Below are 16,408 nucleotides of genomic sequence, written 5' to 3'. Positions count from 1 at the left end.
TCTCGCCATCCATCACACCGATTGCCTGACGAGAGGTTCACCATGATCCCGCACGCTCCGCTGCGCCTGTTCGCCGCCCTGACCCTCGCCAGCGCCAGCTGGTTGGCCCAGGCCGCCGACCTCACCGTGGCCTACCAGACCACCGTCGACCCAGCCAAGGTTGCGCAGGTCGATGGCGACTACGAAAAAGCCAGCAAGGCCAGCATCGACTGGCGCAAATTCGACAACGGCGCCGATGTGATCACCGCCGTAGCCAGCGGCGATGTGCAGATTGGCTACCTGGGCTCCAGCCCGCTGGCCGCCGCCGCCACCCGCAAGCTACCGGTCGAGACCTTCCTCATCGCCACGCAGATTGGCGCCGGTGAAGCACTGGTCGCCCGCGACAGCATCAAGACGCCGCAAGACCTGGTCGGCAAGAAAGTCGCCGTGCCGTTCGTCTCCACCGGCCACTACAGCCTGTTGGCTGCACTCAAGACCTGGAACATCGACCCGGCCAAGGTGCAGATCCTCAACCTCGCTCCACCGGCAATCATTGCCGCCTGGAAGCGCGGCGACATCGACGCCACCTACGTCTGGGACCCGGCCCTGGGTGTAGCCAAGGAGAACGGCAAAGTGCTAATCACTTCCGGCGAGCTGGCCAAGAAAGGTGCGCCCACCTTCGACGCCTGGATCGTGCGCAAGGACTTCGCCGCCAAGCACCCCGACGTGGTCAAGGCCTTTGCCAAGGTCACCCTCGATGCCTACGCCGACTACCGCAAGAACCCGCAAGCCTGGCTGGCCAACCCCGACAACGTAAGCAAGCTGGCCAAACTGTCGGGCGCCAAGCCTGCCGACATCCCGGTGCTGCTGCAGGGCAACGTCTACCCGCTGGCCGCCGACCAGGCCAGCGCACTGGGCGCGCCGACCACCCAGGCGCTGACCGACACGGCCACCTTCCTCAAGCAGCAAGGCAAGGTCGACGCGGTGTTGCCGGACTATTCGCCGTACGTCAGCGCCCAGTATCTCCCCAACTAAGCCTGTAGAAGCCGACCGGAGCCTGCCATGGCCTTGCTCGAACTGGAGCGCATCAGCGCACAGTACCCCGGTGCCGAAACCCCGGTACTGGCCGACATCAACCTAAGCCTGGGGCCACGCCAGCTGCTGGTGGCCCTGGGGCCGTCCGGCAGCGGCAAGACCTCGCTGCTCAATCTGATCGCCGGCTTCGTCGCCCCCAGCGGCGGGCGTATCACCCTGGACGGCGTGGCCGTGCAGGGCCCCGGCGCCGAGCGCGGTGTGGTGTTTCAGGACGATGCGCTGCTGCCCTGGCAGAACGTTCTGGGCAACGTCGCCTTCGGCCTGGAACTGGCCGGCGTGCCACGCGCCGAGCGAGAAGCCAAGGCCCGCGAAATGCTGGCCCTGGTCGACCTCGACGGCTTTGGCGAACGGCGTATCTGGCAACTGTCCGGTGGCCAGAAGCAACGCGTGGGCCTGGCACGGGCATTGGCAGCCGACCCGCGCGTGTTGCTGATGGACGAACCGTTCGGCGCACTGGATGCCTTCACCCGCGAGCAGATGCAGGAGCTGTTGCTGCAGGTGTGGCAACGCACCGCCAAGCCGGTGTTCCTGATTACCCACGACATCGAAGAAGCCGTTTTCCTCGCCAGCGAACTGGTGCTGCTGGCGCCCAACCCGGGGCGCGTGGTGGAACGCCTGCAGCTGGACTTCGGCCAACGCTATGCCGCCGGTGAACCGGCGCGTGCGATCAAGTCCGACCCGGCCTTCATCGAAACCCGCGAGCATGTGCTGGCGCGGGTGTTCTCCCAACGTCAAAGCCTGCAGGAGCGCGCATGAGCAGCCTGGACCTGCCGGTCGCCGGCAAACGCAACAACCAACCCCGGCCAGCCACCAAGCTGCGCCGCCCCCTGCCCACCCGCTGGATCAGCACCTTGACCCTGGCCAGCTTGCTGCTGGCCTGGTGGCTGGTGACCGCAGCCGGCTGGATCGAGCCACTGTTCCTGCCCTCGCCCGCCGACATCCTGGCCAAGGCCGGGACCTTGCTGACCCAAGGCTACATGGATGCCAGCCTGTGGCAGCACCTGGGTGCCAGCCTGGGGCGCATCGGCTTGGCCCTGCTGGCAGCCACCCTCACCGCCATCCCGGTGGGTATCGCCATCGGCTACAACCGCGTGGCCCGCGGCATTCTCGACCCGCTGATCGAGTTCTACCGGCCGATCCCGCCGCTGGCATACCTGCCATTGATCGTCATCTGGTGCGGCATCGGCGAGCTGTCCAAGGTGCTGCTGATCTACCTGGCGATCTTCGCCCCCATCGCCATTGCCACCGCCACCGGCGTGCGCACGGTCGACCCGGCCAAGCTGCGTGCCGCGCAGTCGCTGGGCGCGACCAAGGCGCAGCTGATTCGTCATGTGATCCTGCCCAGCGCCCTGCCCGACATCCTTACCGGCATCCGCATTGGCCTTGGGGTCGGCTGGTCGACCCTGGTGGCCGCCGAGTTGATCGCCGCTACCAGCGGCCTGGGCTTCATGGTGCAGTCGGCAGCGCAGTTCCTGGTTACCGATGTGGTAGTGCTGGGCATCCTGCTGATTGCCCTGATCGCCTTCGCCCTGGAAATGAGCCTGCGTGCCCTGCAACGCAAGCTGGTGCCTTGGCATGGGCAGAGCCACTGAACCCTGTTGACCACGCCAGCAGCCTGGCGCCTGATTGAAGAGACCGACATGAGCCTGACCATTACCCCCCTCAGCCCTGCGCTTGGCGCCCAGATCAGCGGCGTGGACATCAGCCGCGATATCACCGTCGAAGAGCGTGACGCCATCGAGCAGGCGCTGCTGCAGCACCAGGTACTGTTCTTCCGCGACCAGCCGATCAACCCGCAGCAACAGGCGCGCTTTGCCGCCCGCTTCGGCGACCTGCACATCCACCCGATCTACCCCAACGTGCCGGAAACCCCGCAGGTACTGATTCTCGACACGGCGGTTACCGATGTGCGCGACAACGCCGTGTGGCACACCGACGTGACCTTCCTGCCGACCCCGGCCCTGGGCGCGGTGCTCAGCGCCAAGCAGTTGCCGGCCTACGGCGGCGACACCCTGTGGGCCAGCGGCATCGCAGCCTACGAAGCCTTGTCGGCGCCGCTGCGCGAGATGCTCGACGGGCTGACCGCCACCCATGATTTCACCAAGTCGTTCCCGCTGGAGCGCTTTGGCACCACGCCGGAAGACCTGGCGCGCTGGGAAGCCACGCGGCGCAACAACCCGCCGCTTTCGCACCCGGTGGTGCGCACGCATCCGGTCAGCGGGCGCAAGGCGTTGTTCGTCAATGAGGGGTTCACCACTCGCATCAATGAGCTGAGCGAGCTGGAAAGCGAGGCGCTGCTGAAACTGCTGTTCGCCCATGCAACGCGGCCGGAGTTCAGCATTCGCTGGCGGTGGCAGGAGAATGACGTGGCCTTCTGGGACAACCGCGTGACCCAGCATTTTGCCGTGGATGACTACCGGCCCAATCGGCGGGTGATGCATCGCGCGACCATCCTTGGAGATGCGCCCTTCTAGTTGTTGCCTGTACTGGCCTCTTCGCGGGCTCGCCCGCTCCCACAGGTCCGGCACAGATTTCAGAAACTGTGTTGAACCTGTGGGAGCGGGCGAGCCCGCGAAGAGGCCGTTACAGGTTGTTACCTGACCAGATGCAGGAATTGCATGTGCCGTTCGTACTGGTCGAGGATGTCGTTGATGATCTGCTCCTTGCTGTAGCCCACCAGGTCATAGTTCTGGCTGCCTTCGCTCAGGTGCACCTCCGCCCGGTAATAGCGGCGATTCTTCAACTCCTGCGTACCCAGCCCACCCAGCGCAAACGACGGCGTGAAATAGCCACGCATCTGCACCTGGTAAATGAACGGCTGTTCCTCGCCATGGCCAATCTTCAGGCTGACGTTGTCGTGGCTCGGGTCGTCCTGGGTAATCAGCACCAGGCCCTTCTGCTCGAACACTTCACGCACATCGGCAATCGCCGGGCGCACCACGTCGTCCATGAACCGGTAAACCTCATCACGCGACGGGAAGTGCACTGCCTGGCTCAGGCGCTGGCGCCAGCCGCCGCGGCCACGGCGTGACTGGGCGAACGGGGCCAGCGAATGCATCTGTGCGATCTGCCGTTGCGACTCCAGGTAGAACGCCTTGTGCAGCCCCCACATCATGCACAGCAGGATCAGCGAGAACGGCAGCGAGGTCAGCACCACCGCCGACTTCAGCGAATCGATGCTACCGGCGAACAACAGCGCACTGGTGATCAGTGCCGTCATCGCGCCCCAGAAGATGCGCAGCCAGTTCGGCCCGTCCTCGTCGGTATCACCACCCTTGGCCGACAGGGTCGACAGCACCACAGTACCCGAGTCGGCCGAGGTGACGAAGAACACGAAACTGATGAACACCGTCATGGCGATCACCGCCTTGCTCCAGGGGTAGGTCTCCAGCAGCAGGTACAGGCTCATCGACGGGTTATCCAGCGCCGACTGGCCCAGCGCGGTCATGCCGTGGTTGATGACCTGGTCCAGGGCGCTGTTGCCGAAGATGGACATCCACGCCAGGGTGAAGCCCAGCGGGATCAGCAGCACACCAAAGACGAACTCGCGGATGGTGCGGCCACGGGAGATGCGGGCGATGAACAGGCCCACGAACGGCGCCCAGGCAATCCACCAGGCCCAGTAGAACACCGTCCAGCCACCCAGCCAGTCGCGGTTCTCGCCGTAGGCATAAACGTCGAAGCTCTTGCGCGGCAAGGCCCCCAGGTAGTCACCAAGGTTCTGGATCAGCGTGTTGAACAGGTGCTGGGTAGGCCCGGCGAACAACACGAACAGCAGCAGCGCGCAGGCCAGGAACAGGTTGATGTCGCTCATCACCCGCACGCCCTTCTCCACCCCGGCGACGGCCACGGCCACCGCCGCGCCCATCATCAGGGTGATAAGCAGCACCTGCACCCACTGGCTGTGGCTGATACCGAACAGGTACTCGAGGCCGGCGTTCAGGTGCAGCACGCCAAAGCCCATGTCGGCGCCCAGGCCGAACACCGTGGCGATGATGCCGAAGCCGTCCACCGCATAACCGATCGGGCCGTTGATGCGCTTGCCGATCAACGGGTACAACGCCGAACGCAACGCCAGCGGCAAGTTGTGCCGGTAGGCGAAGTAGGCAAGGGCCATGCCGACGAAGGCAAATACGCCCCAGCCATGCAGGCCCCAGTGCAGGAACAGGATCTGCATTGCCTGGCGCCCGGCCTCGACCGTGCCCGCTTCGCCCTGGGGCGGCTGCAGCATGTGGGTCAGCGGTTCGGAAACGCAGAAGAAGAACAAGGTGATGCTGATGCCGGCGGCGAACAGCATGCCGGCCCACGACAGGTAGCTGAACTCGGGCTCGTCGTGGTCGGCACCGAGCTTGATCTTGCCGTAGCCGGACAAGGCGGTGACCACCACGAAGACCAGGTAAAGCGTCATGGCCAGCATGTAGTACCAGCCGACCGTGTTGGCCGCCCAGTTCTGCGCCGTCAGCAACCAGTCGCCTGCTGCTTGCGGATAGGAAATGACCACCAGGCCGAAGATGAGGATGAAACTTGCCGCGAAGTAGAACACCGGGGGGTTCATGCGGATCTTGCCATTGGCAAGGGAGGGGGTCGGTGCACTCATTGGGTGTGCACCTCGTCGAATGACGTAAGGTTCGGAATGAACGGGTTCAGCAAAGGAATCCTCCTGTTGAACACCGGCAGCGGACCAGCGTTTTTCATTGAACAAGCGTTCAAGTTAAACATGGATCGGATTTCAATGCGAATCGGGGCGCTGATTGGTGCCCTCCTGCACTGACCTCTTCGCGGGCTTGCCCGCTCCCACAGGTAATGCACAAGATTCAATATTTGTGCGGTCCTTGTGGGAGCGGGCAAGCCCGCGAAGAGGCCGGTACAGGCCAAGGAATTGCCAGATCAGTTCTTGTCCTGGCAATCCAGCTGCAAGTTGGCCTGGGTGATGTTGCTGTCAGCCGGCACACTGCGGGTCAGCCACACATTGCCGCCAATGGTCGAGCCTTTGCCGATGGTGATCCGCCCCAGCACCGTGGCCCCGGCATAGATCACCACATCGTCCTCGACGATCGGGTGGCGTGGCAGGCCCTTGTGCAAGGTGCCCGATTCATCGCTGGGGAAGCGCTTGGCGCCCAGGGTCACCGCCTGGTAGATGCGCACACGCTCACCGATGATCGCAGTTTCGCCGATCACCACGCCGGTACCGTGGTCGATGAAGAAGCTCGGGCCGATTTGCGCACCGGGGTGAATGTCGATCCCCGTGGCCGAATGCGCCAGCTCCGAACTGATCCGCGCCAGCAACGGCAGGCCGGCCTGGTACAGGTGGTGCGCCAGGCGGTGATGGATGATTGCCAGGATGCCCGGGTAGCACAGCAGCACTTCATCGACGCTGCGCGCCGCCGGGTCGCCGTGGTAGGCGGCCAGCACGTCGGTGTCGAGCAGCACGCGCAGGCCCGGCAAGGCCGCGGCGAAGCCCTGTACCAGGCTCAGCGCATGAGCATCGACACCGGCCAGCTCACCCTTGCTATGCCGCGCGGCGTAGCGCAGCTCCAGGCGGGCCTGGGCCAGCAAAGCGGTCAGCGCGGCATCCAGGGTATGCCCGACGTAGAAGTCTTCGCTTTCTTCGCGCAGGTCGACCGGGCCAAGGCGCATCGGGAAAAGTGCGCCGCACAGTTGTTCCAGAATCTGCCGCATCGCCTCGCGCGATGGCAGCTCACGCCCGCCCTGCTCGCCAATGCTGCGGCCGTTGCGGGTGCGCCATTGTTCACGGGCGCCGCGCAGGCCGGTGACGATACTCTGCAACTGCCAGTGCCCGGATGAAGGTTGTTCGCTCACGGTTTTCTCCTGCCTGAAGAGGCCAACTATTTTTATCGGCAGGGCCGGCCTCTTCGCGGGCTCGCCCGCTCCCACAGGGACCGCACACATTTCAAGCCCTGTGCAGTACCTGTGGGAGCGGGCGAGCCCGCAAAGGGCCGGACCTGCCTACATGCAATCCACTCTACGGCAAATCCGTCTCTTGGAAAAAACAACGCTTTATTCCATCCTGCGCTAAGTCAGGCATAAGCCGCGATGACGGAGCAGGCAACCTCGCCTACCCTCAATGCAGTCTGCAACTGGCAAGAACATAAAAGGGAATAACAAAATAATTTTTTAGTATTTCCTGGCCTAAGCAGCCGAATCTATAGTCGCCACCCACTACTTCCACAACAAGCGCGGGGCTCTGCCATGTCGAAATTCGCCAAACCGCTACTCAATGCCAGCCTGGCAATCCTGCTGGGTGCCGGCCTGCTCAGCCAGGCCTTCGCCGGCGAGCAGCTGAAGACCATCCAGGAAAAAGGCGTGATCAACGTCGGTCTCGAAGGCACCTACCCACCGTTCAGCTTCCAGGACGAAAACGGCAAGCTGACCGGCTTCGAAGTGGAGCTGTCCGAACTGCTGGCCAAGGAGCTGGGGGTCAAGGCCAAGGTGCAGCCGACCAAGTGGGACGGCATCCTCGCCGCACTGGAGTCCAAACGCCTGGACGTAGTGATCAACCAGGTAACCATTTCCGAGGAGCGCAAGAAGAAGTATGACTTCTCCGAGCCTTACACCATCTCCGGCATCCAGGCGCTGATCCTGAAGAAGAAGGCCGAGCAGCTGAACATCCACAAGGCTGCCGACCTGGCCGGCAAGAAGGTTGGTGTAGGCCTGGGTACCAACTACGAGCAATGGGTCAAGCAGGACGTGCCGCAAGCCGATGTGCGTACCTATGAGGACGACCCGAGCAAGTTCGCCGACCTGCGTAATGGCCGCATCGACGCCATCCTGATCGACCGCCTGGCTGCGCTGGAATACGCACAGAAAGCCAAGGACACCGAGCTGGCCGGCGATGCCTTCTCGCGCCTGGAAAGCGGCGTGGCCCTGCGCAAGGGCGAGCCGGAACTGCTGGCGGCAATCAACAAGGCACTGGACAAGCTCAAGGCTGACGGCACGCTGGCCAAGCTGTCCGAGAAATACTTCGGTGCCGATGTCACCAAATGATCGCTGAAAGCCTGCAACTCGTTGTCGACTCCGCGCCCTTCCTGCTGAAAGGCGCGGGTTATACAGTGCTGCTCAGTGTTGGCGGCATGTTCTTCGGCCTGCTGCTGGGCTTTGCCCTGGCGTTGATGCGGCTGTCGAAGATCCTGCCGCTGAACTGGCTGGCCCGGGTCTACGTGTCGTTCTTCCGCGGCACGCCGCTGCTGGTGCAGCTGTTCGTCATCTACTTCGGCATGCCGCAGATCGGCATCGAGCTCGACCCGATCCCGGCGTCGCTGATCGGCCTGTCGCTGAACATGGCCGCCTACATCTGCGAAATCCTGCGCGCGGCGATTTCCTCGATCGACCGTGGCCAGTGGGAAGCCGCGGCCAGTATCGGCATGACCCGAGTCCAGGCCATGCGCCGGGCGATCCTGCCCCAGGCCTTGCGCACCGCACTGCCGCCGTTGGGCAACAGCTTCATTTCGCTGGTCAAGGACACCGCCCTGGCGGCGACCATCCAGGTGCCGGAACTGTTCCGCCAGGCCCAGCTGATTACCGCACGCACCTTTGAAGTGTTCACCATGTACGTGGCGGTGGCGGTCATCTACTGGGTGCTGTGCAGCATCCTCGCGCACTTCCAGAACCGCATGGAAGCGCGAGTCAACCAGCATGACCAGGAGCATTGAGCATGATTGAAGTCAAAGGCCTGACCAAGCGGTTCAAGGGCCAGACCGTGCTCAACGGTATCGACCTGACCGTGCAGCCCGGCGAAGTGGTGGCCATCATCGGCCCCAGCGGCTCGGGCAAGACCACCTTCCTGCGTTGCCTCAACCTGCTGGAAACACCCGATGCCGGGCAGATACAGATTGGCGATATCAGCATCGACGCCAACCGCCCGCTGGGTGGACAGCAAAGTGCGATCCGCCGTTTGCGCCAGCAGGCCGGGTTCGTGTTCCAGAACTTCAACCTGTTCCCTCACCGCACTGCCCTGGAAAACGTGATCGAGGGGCCAGTGATCGTCAAGAAGACGCCCCGCGAGCAGGCCATCGAACTGGGCCGGCGCCTGCTGGCCAAGGTCGGCCTGGCGGGCAAGGAAGACGCCTACCCGCGGCGCCTGTCCGGTGGCCAGCAGCAACGGGTGGCCATCGCCCGCGCCCTGGCCATGGAGCCGGAGGTAATCCTGTTCGACGAGCCGACTTCGGCGCTGGACCCCGAACTGGTGGGTGAAGTGCTGGCGACCATCCGCGGCCTGGCCGAGGAAAAGCGCACCATGATCATCGTTACCCACGAGATGAGCTTTGCCCGCGATGTGGCGAACCGGGTGATCTTCTTCGACAAGGGCGTGATCGTGGAACAGGGCGAGGCCAAGGCGCTGTTTGCAGCGCCAAAGGAAGAGCGTACCCGGCAGTTCCTGCGCAAGTTCCTGGGGACTGCTGCCTCCGAGTAAACCTGCACTGGCCTCTTCGCGGGTAAACCCGCTCCCACAGAGAACCTCCACAGCTCTCAAAACCTGTGTAGGCCCCCTGTGGGAGCGGGTTTACCCGCGAATAGGCCGGCACATCTGTAGCAAATCCATCCTTCTATAGATATTCCAAAGAGTTAGTTCATAAAGTTTTTATAAAGCATTAGGGTATATACACCGGACCACCGGACCAGCACATATCTGTCGCGATCAGCTGTAGCGGCACTACTTTTTTGTGAGGTCAGGAATGGTCAGGATCACAATCACCCCAGTGCGTAACGCCAGGGCATTGAGTGCAGCCAAGGAGCGGTACTGATGTCCAGCCAACCCAATACTCAATTCCACAGCGATCTCGACAGCTCGCCCTTGCTGCTGCCGGCCAAGGTACTGCGCAACGACGCCGAAGCCCTGCAAGCGGCCCGCGAAGTGGCCGAGGTCGCCCGCGAGCAGGCCGCCCGCCGCGACCAGCAACGCAAGCTGCCATGGGCCGAGATCGAACTGTTCACCCGCAGCGGCCTGGGCAGCATCAGCGTTCCCAAGGCCCATGGCGGCCCCGATGTTTCGTTCGAGACCGTAGCCGAAGTATTTCGCCTGATCAGCGCTGCCGACCCGGCCCTGGGGCAGATCCCGCAGAACCAGTTCGGCATGCTGCAACTGCTGCGCCTGACCGCCACAGAGGCACAGCAGGCGGTGATCTTCCGCAGCGTGCTCGACGGCTGGCGCATCGGCAATGCCGGCCCGGAGCGCGGCACCAAGGACACCCTCACCCTCAAGGCCAGAATCACCCGCGTCGGCGACAGCTATCGCATCAGCGGCGAGAAGTTCTATTCCACCGGCGCCCTGTTCGCCCACTGGGTGGCGGTCAAGGCACTGGACGACGAAGGCCGCCAGCGCCTGGCTTTCGTACGCCGAGGCAGCCCGGGGCTGCGCATCGTCGATGACTGGTCCGGGTTCGGCCAGCGCACCACTGCCAGCGGCACCGTGCTGCTCGACCAGGTGCCGGTGGATGCCGACCTGGTGATCGACAACTGGCGCCAGCGCGACATTCCCAACATCCAGGGCGCGGCTTCGCAGCTGATCCAGGCGGCGATCGATGCCGGCATTGCCGAAGCGGCGATCGAAGACGCCATCAGCTTTGTGCGCGAAAAGGCCCGGCCATGGATCGAGGCCAAGGTCGATCGCGCCAGCGACGACCCTTATGTAATCGCCGACATCGGCCGCCTGAAGCTCGAACTGCACGCCGCCGAAGCCCTGCTGCGCAAGGCCGCGCGGGTGCTCGACGAGGTCAATGCCGCGCCGGTGGATGCCGCCAGCGCAGCACGGGCGTCGATCGCGGTGGCCGAGGCCAAGGTGCTGACTACGGAGATTGCCCTGCAGGCCAGCGAAAAGCTGTTCGAGCTGGCTGGCAGCCGCGCCACCCTCGCCGAGTTCAACCTCGACCGCCACTGGCGCAATGCCCGGGTGCACACCCTGCACGACCCGGTGCGCTGGAAGTATCACGCGGTTGGCGCTTACCACCTCAACGGCACCTTGCCAGCGCGGCATTCCTGGATCTGACTTGCTGCCTTTGGGGCTGCTGCGCAGCCCTTCGCGGGCTCGCCCGCTCCCACAGGATTACCACCGCCTGAACAGGCATCACTTTACCTGTGGGAGCGGGCGAGCCCGCGAAGGGCCGCGCAGCGGCCCCCGGAGAACACCATGACTACAAACATCATCACCAGCGACACCGAAGCGCTGAACGTCGCCGAAGACATCGCCCAACAGCTACGCCGCGACAGCGCCCTGCGCGACCGCGAGCGCCACCTGCCGCACGCCGAGCTCGAGCTGTTCACCCGCTCCGGCCTGTGGGCCATCAGCGTGCCCAAGGCCTTCGGCGGCGCCGGCGTGTCCAACGTCACCCTGGCCAAGGTCATCGCCCGGATCGCCCAGGCCGACGGCTCGCTCGGGCAAATCCCGCAAAACCATTTCTACGCACTGGAAGTGCTGCGGGTAAACGGCACGCCCGAACAGCAACAACGCCTGTACGCCGAAGTACTGGCGGGCAAGCGCTTCGGTAATGCCCTGGCCGAACTGGGCACGAAGACCGCCAACGAGCGCACCACCCGCCTGAGCCGCGACGGCGACGGGTTTCGCATCGATGGCCGCAAGTTCTACGCTACTGGCGCCATCTACGCCCAGCGCATTCCCACCTCGGTGGTCGATGAGCATGGCGTGCAGCACCTGGCCTTCGTTCCGGCCGACAGCCAGGGCCTGCAGGTGATCGACGACTGGAGCGGCTTCGGCCAGCGCACCACCGGCAGCGGCTCGGTGGTGTTCGACAACGTATACGTCAGCGCTGCCGACGTGGTGCCCTTCCAGAGTGCCTTCGAGCGCCCCACCCCGGTCGGCCCGCTGGCGCAGATCCTTCATGCTGCCATCGACACAGGCATCGCCCGCGCCGCATACGAAGACACCCTGCATTTCGTGCGTACCCGCAGCCGCCCCTGGGTCGACTCCGGCCTGGACAAGGCCAGCGATGACCCGCTGACGCTGAAGAGCTTCGGCCACCTGGCAATCCGCCTGCACGCCGCCGAAGCCTTGCTGGAGCGTGCCGGCGAATACCTGGACCGCGCCCGCGACGACAGCACTGCCGACAACGTGGCCGCCGCATCCATCGCGGTGGCCGAGGCCCGCGCCATCAGTACCGAGATTGCCCTCGCAGCCGGCACCACGCTGTTCGAACTGGGCGGTAGCCAGGCCACCCTGGCCGAACACAACCTCGACCGCCACTGGCGCAACGCCCGCGTGCACACCCTGCACGACCCGGTGCGCTGGAAATACCACGCCATCGGCAACTACTACCTCAACGATGCCAACCCACCACGCCGGGGGACCATCTGATGGCCAGGCAGATCCTGCTCAATGCCTTCAACATGAACTGCATCGGGCACATCAACCACGGCCTGTGGACCCACCCACGGGACACCTCGACCCAGTACAAGACCCTGGACTACTGGACCAGCCTGGCGCGCCTGCTGGAGCGCGGCCTGTTCGACGGGCTGTTCATCGCCGACATCGTCGGCACCTACGACATCTACGGCCAGTCGCTGGACGTTACCCTCAAGGAGTCGATCCAGCTGCCGGTAAACGACCCGCTGCTGCTGGTTTCGGCCATGGCCGCCGTCACCCGCCACCTGGGTTTCGGCCTTACCGCCAACCTTACCTACGAAGCGCCGTACCTGTTCGCCCGGCGCCTTTCCACCCTGGACCACCTGAGCAATGGCCGGGTTGGCTGGAACATCGTCACCGGCTACCTCGACAGCGCCGCCCGGGCCATGGGCCTGGCGCAGCAACCCGAGCATGACCGCCGCTACGACCAGGCCGACGAGTACCTGCAGGTGCTGTACAAACTGCTGGAAGGCAGCTGGGCCGACGATGCCGTGGTCGCCGACCGCCAGCAGCGCGTCTATGCCAGGCCCGAAAAGGTGCGCAAAGTCCGGCATCAGGGCGAGTTCTACAAGGTCGACGGCTACCACCTGTGCGAACCTTCGCCGCAGCGTACCCCGGTGCTGTTCCAGGCCGGCAGCTCGCAACGTGGCCTGGCCTTCGCCGGCAACCATGCCGAATGCGTGTTCATCAGTGGCCAGGACAAGGCCGCCACTCGCGCCCAGGTCGACAAGGTGCGCGCCGCCGCCCAGGCCGCTGGCCGCGACCCGCAGGCGGTCAAGGTGTTCATGGGCATCACGGTGATCGTAGCCGCCACCGAGCAGCAGGCCCAAGCCAAGCATGCCGAGTACCTGCGCCATGCCAGCGCCGAGGCCGGGGTCGCGCATTTCGCAGCGTCCACCGGCATCGACTTCGCCGCCTACGCCCTGGACGAGCCGATTGCCTTCAGCCAGGGCAACGCCATCCAGTCCGCCACACGCCAGTTGCAGGACAACGCCTGGACCCGTCGGCGCCTGCTGCAGCAGCACGCGCTGGGTGGCCGTTACGTGACCCTGGTCGGCGCGCCCGGGCAGGTGGCCGAGCAGTTGATCGCCTGGATCGATGAAACCGGCCTGGACGGCTTCAACCTGACCCGCACCGTAACCCCGGAAAGCTTCGAGGACTTCATCGACCTGGTCATCCCGCAGTTGCAACAGCGAGGCCGCTACAAGACCGCCTACGCCAAAGGCACCCTGCGCGAAAAACTGTTCCAGGCCAACCACCCGCATTTGCCCGCCGACCACCCTGGCTCGGCTTACCGCTTTACCTCTGACCCTGTCCCGACTGGAGCTCTGCACCATGCTTGATAAACTGTTCCGGCCCGTCGCGGCCATTGCCCTCACCCTCGGCCTGTCCGCCAGCGCGTTGGCTGCCGAACCGCTGAAGATCGGCACCACCGCCGCATTTGCCATTCCGCTGGAAGCCGCAGTGGCAGAAGCGCACAAGCAAGGCCTGGAGGTGAAGCTGGTCGAGTTCAGCGACTGGATCGCGCCGAATGTCAGCCTCAACAGCGGCGACATCGACGTGAACTATTTCCAGCACATCCCGTTCCTGGAAAACGCCAAGGCGGCTGCGGGTTTCAACCTGGTGCCCTACGCCCCCGGCATCATCAACAACGTCGGCCTGTACTCGAAGAAGTACAAGCGCTTCGCCGACCTGCCTGAAGGCGCCAGCGTGGCCATCGCCAACGACCCGATCAACAGCGGCCGTGGCCTGCAGTTGCTGGCCAAGGCCGGGCTGATCACCCTCAAGCCGGGGGTCGGCTACAAGGCCACCGAAGACGACATCGTCGCCAACCCGAAAAAACTGAAGATTCTTCAGGTCGAGGCCGTGCAACTGGTACGTGCTTATGACGACGCCGACCTGGTGCAAGGCTACCCGGCCTACATCCGCCTGGCCAACAGCTTCGACGCCGGCTCCGCACTGCTGTTCGACGGCCTGGAGAACAAGGAATACGTGATCCAGTTCGTCATTCGCCCGCAAAGCAAGGACGACCCGCGCCTGGCCAGGTTCGTCGACATCTACCAGCACTCGCCAGTGGTGCGCGCAGCCCTGGACAAAGCCCACGGCAAGCTCTACCAGGCCGGTTGGGAGGGCTGACATGAGCCAGGCCAGCGCGCTCCGGGCGCCTACCGTACAACCACTGCCGCCGACGGCCAGGAAGCAGGCCCTGCGCCCGGAAGCCAATGAAGCCCACGTGCGCTTCATCGGCCTGGGCAAGACTTACCCGGGCCAGGCGCAACCGGCCTTGCAAGGCATCGACCTGAACATCCGCCATGGCGAAATCTTCGGCATCATCGGCCGCAGCGGCGCCGGCAAGTCATCATTGCTGCGCACCATCAACCGCCTGGAGCAACCCAGCCAGGGGCGTGTGCTGATCGACCAGGTGGATATCGCGCCCTTCGACGAGGACCACCTGGTGGCCCTGCGCCGGCGCATCGGCATGATCTTCCAGCACTTCAACCTGATGTCGGCCAAGACCGTGTGGCAGAACGTCGAGCTACCTCTGAAGGTGGCCGGCGTGGCCAAGGCCGAACGCCAGCGCAAGGTGCGCGAACTGCTGGACCTGGTTGGCCTGCAGGAAAAGCACCACGTGTACCCGGCGCAGCTGTCCGGCGGGCAGAAGCAGCGCGTGGGCATTGCCCGGGCGCTGGTGCATGACCCTGAGATCCTGCTGTGCGACGAGGCCACCTCGGCGCTGGACCCGGAAACCACCGCTTCCATTCTCGAACTGCTGCGCGACATCAACCAGCGCCTCGGCCTGACCATCGTGCTGATCACGCACGAAATGGCGGTAATCCGTGATATCTGCCACCGAGTTGTGGTGCTGGAGCGCGGAGAAGTGGTCGAGCAAGGTGAGGTCTGGCGGGTGTTTGGCTCACCAAGCCACGAGGTCACCCGCACCCTGCTCGCGCCGTTGCAGGCCAGGTTGCCCATCGCGCTGCAAGCCAGCCTGCGGGCCAGCCCGGCGAGCCGCGACAGCGCCGTAGTGTTGAGACTGACCCTGTTCGGCGAGCCCGAACTGTCTGCCCTGTTCAACGACCTTGGCGGCCGCGTGCGCCTGCTGCAGGGCGGCGTGGAAACCATTGGCGAACATGCCTTGGGGCAACTGATCCTGTCGGTGCGGCATTCGCCGCTCGACACACACCAATTGCTGGAACGCGCCCGCCGATGGGCCGAGGATGTGGAGGTACTGGGCCATGTGGTTTGATCGCCTGCTGGAAGGCTTGCTCGATACCCTGCTGATGGTCGGTGTGTCGTCGCTGATCGCCCTGCTGGTGGGGGTACCGATGGCGGTGCTGCTGGTTACCAGCGACAAGGGCGGAATTTTCGAGGCGCCGCTGCTGAACCGGGTGCTGGGTGCCTTCGTCAACCTGTTCCGCTCGATCCCGTTCCTGATCCTGATGGTTGCGCTTATCCCCTTTACCCGCCTGGTGGTGGGTACCACCTATGGCGTGTGGGCGGCAGTGGTACCGCTGACCATTGCCGCAACGCCGTTTTTCGCGCGGATTGCCGAGGTCAGCCTGCGCGAAGTCGACCACGGCCTGGTGGAAGCTGCGCAGGCCATGGGTTGCCGGCGCTGGCACATCGTCTGGCACGTGCTGCTGCCCGAGGCACTGCCGGGGATCGTAGGGGGGTTCACCATTACCTTGGTAACCCTGATCAACTCCTCGGCAATGGCCGGGGCGATCGGTGCAGGGGGCTTGGGGGACATTGCCTACCGATATGGCTACCAGCGTTTCGATAGCCAGATAATGCTGACCGTGATTGCCATGCTGGTGGCGTTGGTGGCGTTGATCCAGCTGGGTGGGGACCGGTTGGCGAAAGGCTTGAACAAGCGTTGAGTTCTTCGCGGGCACGCCCGCTCCCACAGGTCCCCACATCTCTCAGGTCCAGTGCAGTACCTGTGGGAGCGGGCGTGCC

General features: G+C 64.4%; 15 protein-coding genes. 13 read left to right on the top strand and 2 right to left on the bottom strand.

Annotated features, from left to right (window positions below):
• Positions 1-42: 42 nt before the first annotated feature.
• Genes tauA through tauD form a run of 4 tightly spaced genes read left to right on the top strand, consistent with a single transcriptional unit; the run spans position 43 to position 3,548 of the window.
• Positions 43-1,014 (top strand): taurine ABC transporter substrate-binding protein, encoded by a 972-nt coding sequence (gene tauA, locus CAF70_RS19325; protein ID WP_085626000.1) that lies wholly within the window; start codon positions 43-45, stop codon positions 1,012-1,014.
• Positions 1,015-1,041: 27 nt separating this feature from the next.
• Positions 1,042-1,830, top strand: coding sequence for a taurine ABC transporter ATP-binding subunit (tauB, locus tag CAF70_RS19320; protein ID WP_085626001.1), 789 nt, complete (start codon positions 1,042-1,044; stop codon positions 1,828-1,830).
• Positions 1,827-2,666 carry a taurine ABC transporter permease TauC gene (tauC, locus tag CAF70_RS19315; protein WP_085626002.1) on the top strand — a complete coding sequence of 280 codons (840 nt, stop codon included), beginning with the start codon at positions 1,827-1,829 and terminating at the stop codon, positions 2,664-2,666. The genes tauB and tauC overlap by 4 nt, the downstream gene beginning before the upstream one ends.
• A 48-nt stretch (positions 2,667-2,714) precedes the next feature.
• On the top strand, positions 2,715-3,548 hold the full coding sequence (tauD, locus tag CAF70_RS19310) for a taurine dioxygenase (RefSeq protein WP_085626061.1): 834 nt from the start codon (positions 2,715-2,717) through the stop codon (positions 3,546-3,548).
• Between the two features lie 119 nt (positions 3,549-3,667).
• Here the strand turns inward: tauD and betT are convergent, their stop codons facing one another.
• Together betT and epsC are read right to left on the bottom strand one after the other, a co-directional pair.
• Complete coding sequence (betT, locus tag CAF70_RS19305; RefSeq protein ID WP_178076405.1) at positions 3,668-5,629, bottom strand: choline transporter BetT; 1,962 nt, start codon at positions 5,627-5,629, stop codon at positions 3,668-3,670.
• Between the two features lie 332 nt (positions 5,630-5,961).
• Positions 5,962-6,894, bottom strand: a complete 933-nt coding sequence (epsC, locus tag CAF70_RS19300; protein WP_085626004.1) for a serine O-acetyltransferase EpsC — start codon at positions 6,892-6,894, stop codon at positions 5,962-5,964.
• Positions 6,895-7,284: 390 nt separating this feature from the next.
• Between epsC and tcyJ the strand changes: the two genes are divergently transcribed.
• The 9 genes from tcyJ (at position 7,285) to CAF70_RS19255 (ending at position 16,329) form a co-directional block, all read left to right on the top strand.
• Positions 7,285-8,079 (top strand): cystine ABC transporter substrate-binding protein, encoded by a 795-nt coding sequence (tcyJ, locus tag CAF70_RS19295; RefSeq protein WP_085626005.1) that lies wholly within the window; start codon positions 7,285-7,287, stop codon positions 8,077-8,079.
• Complete coding sequence (gene tcyL, locus CAF70_RS19290) at positions 8,076-8,744, top strand: cystine ABC transporter permease (RefSeq protein ID WP_025337317.1); 669 nt, start codon at positions 8,076-8,078, stop codon at positions 8,742-8,744. The genes tcyJ and tcyL overlap by 4 nt, the downstream gene beginning before the upstream one ends.
• Before the next feature lie 2 nt (positions 8,745-8,746).
• A complete protein-coding gene (tcyN, locus tag CAF70_RS19285; protein WP_013970435.1) occupies positions 8,747-9,505 on the top strand; it encodes an L-cystine ABC transporter ATP-binding protein TcyN in 759 nt (252 codons plus the stop codon).
• A gap of 330 nt (positions 9,506-9,835) precedes the next feature.
• The gene (locus CAF70_RS19280) at positions 9,836-11,077 is read left to right on the top strand and encodes an SfnB family sulfur acquisition oxidoreductase (protein WP_085626006.1); all 1,242 of its coding nucleotides are present in this window, start codon (positions 9,836-9,838) and stop codon (positions 11,075-11,077) included.
• A gap of 141 nt (positions 11,078-11,218) precedes the next feature.
• Positions 11,219-12,400, top strand: coding sequence for an SfnB family sulfur acquisition oxidoreductase (locus CAF70_RS19275; protein WP_085626007.1), 1,182 nt, complete (start codon positions 11,219-11,221; stop codon positions 12,398-12,400).
• Positions 12,400-13,791: an LLM class flavin-dependent oxidoreductase gene (locus CAF70_RS19270; protein WP_085626008.1), complete on the top strand. Its 1,392-nt coding sequence runs from the start codon at positions 12,400-12,402 to the stop codon at positions 13,789-13,791. The genes CAF70_RS19275 and CAF70_RS19270 overlap by 1 nt, the downstream gene beginning before the upstream one ends.
• Entirely contained in the window at positions 13,784-14,584 is an 801-nt protein-coding gene (locus CAF70_RS19265) for a MetQ/NlpA family ABC transporter substrate-binding protein (protein ID WP_085626009.1), read from the top strand. Before CAF70_RS19270 ends, CAF70_RS19265 begins: the two co-directional genes overlap by 8 nt.
• Before the next feature lies 1 nt (position 14,585).
• A complete protein-coding gene (locus tag CAF70_RS19260; protein WP_085626010.1) occupies positions 14,586-15,695 on the top strand; it encodes a methionine ABC transporter ATP-binding protein in 1,110 nt (369 codons plus the stop codon).
• Entirely contained in the window at positions 15,685-16,329 is a 645-nt protein-coding gene (locus CAF70_RS19255; RefSeq protein WP_008096606.1) for a methionine ABC transporter permease, read from the top strand. The genes CAF70_RS19260 and CAF70_RS19255 overlap by 11 nt, the downstream gene beginning before the upstream one ends.
• Positions 16,330-16,408 lie beyond the last annotated feature (79 nt).

This window comes from Pseudomonas sp. B19(2017) (assembly GCF_002113165.1).
GTDB lineage: Bacteria > Pseudomonadota > Gammaproteobacteria > Pseudomonadales > Pseudomonadaceae > Aquipseudomonas.
The sequence above is the reverse complement of the archived record's forward strand: the minus strand, read 5'-3'. Positions and strand labels throughout refer to the sequence as shown.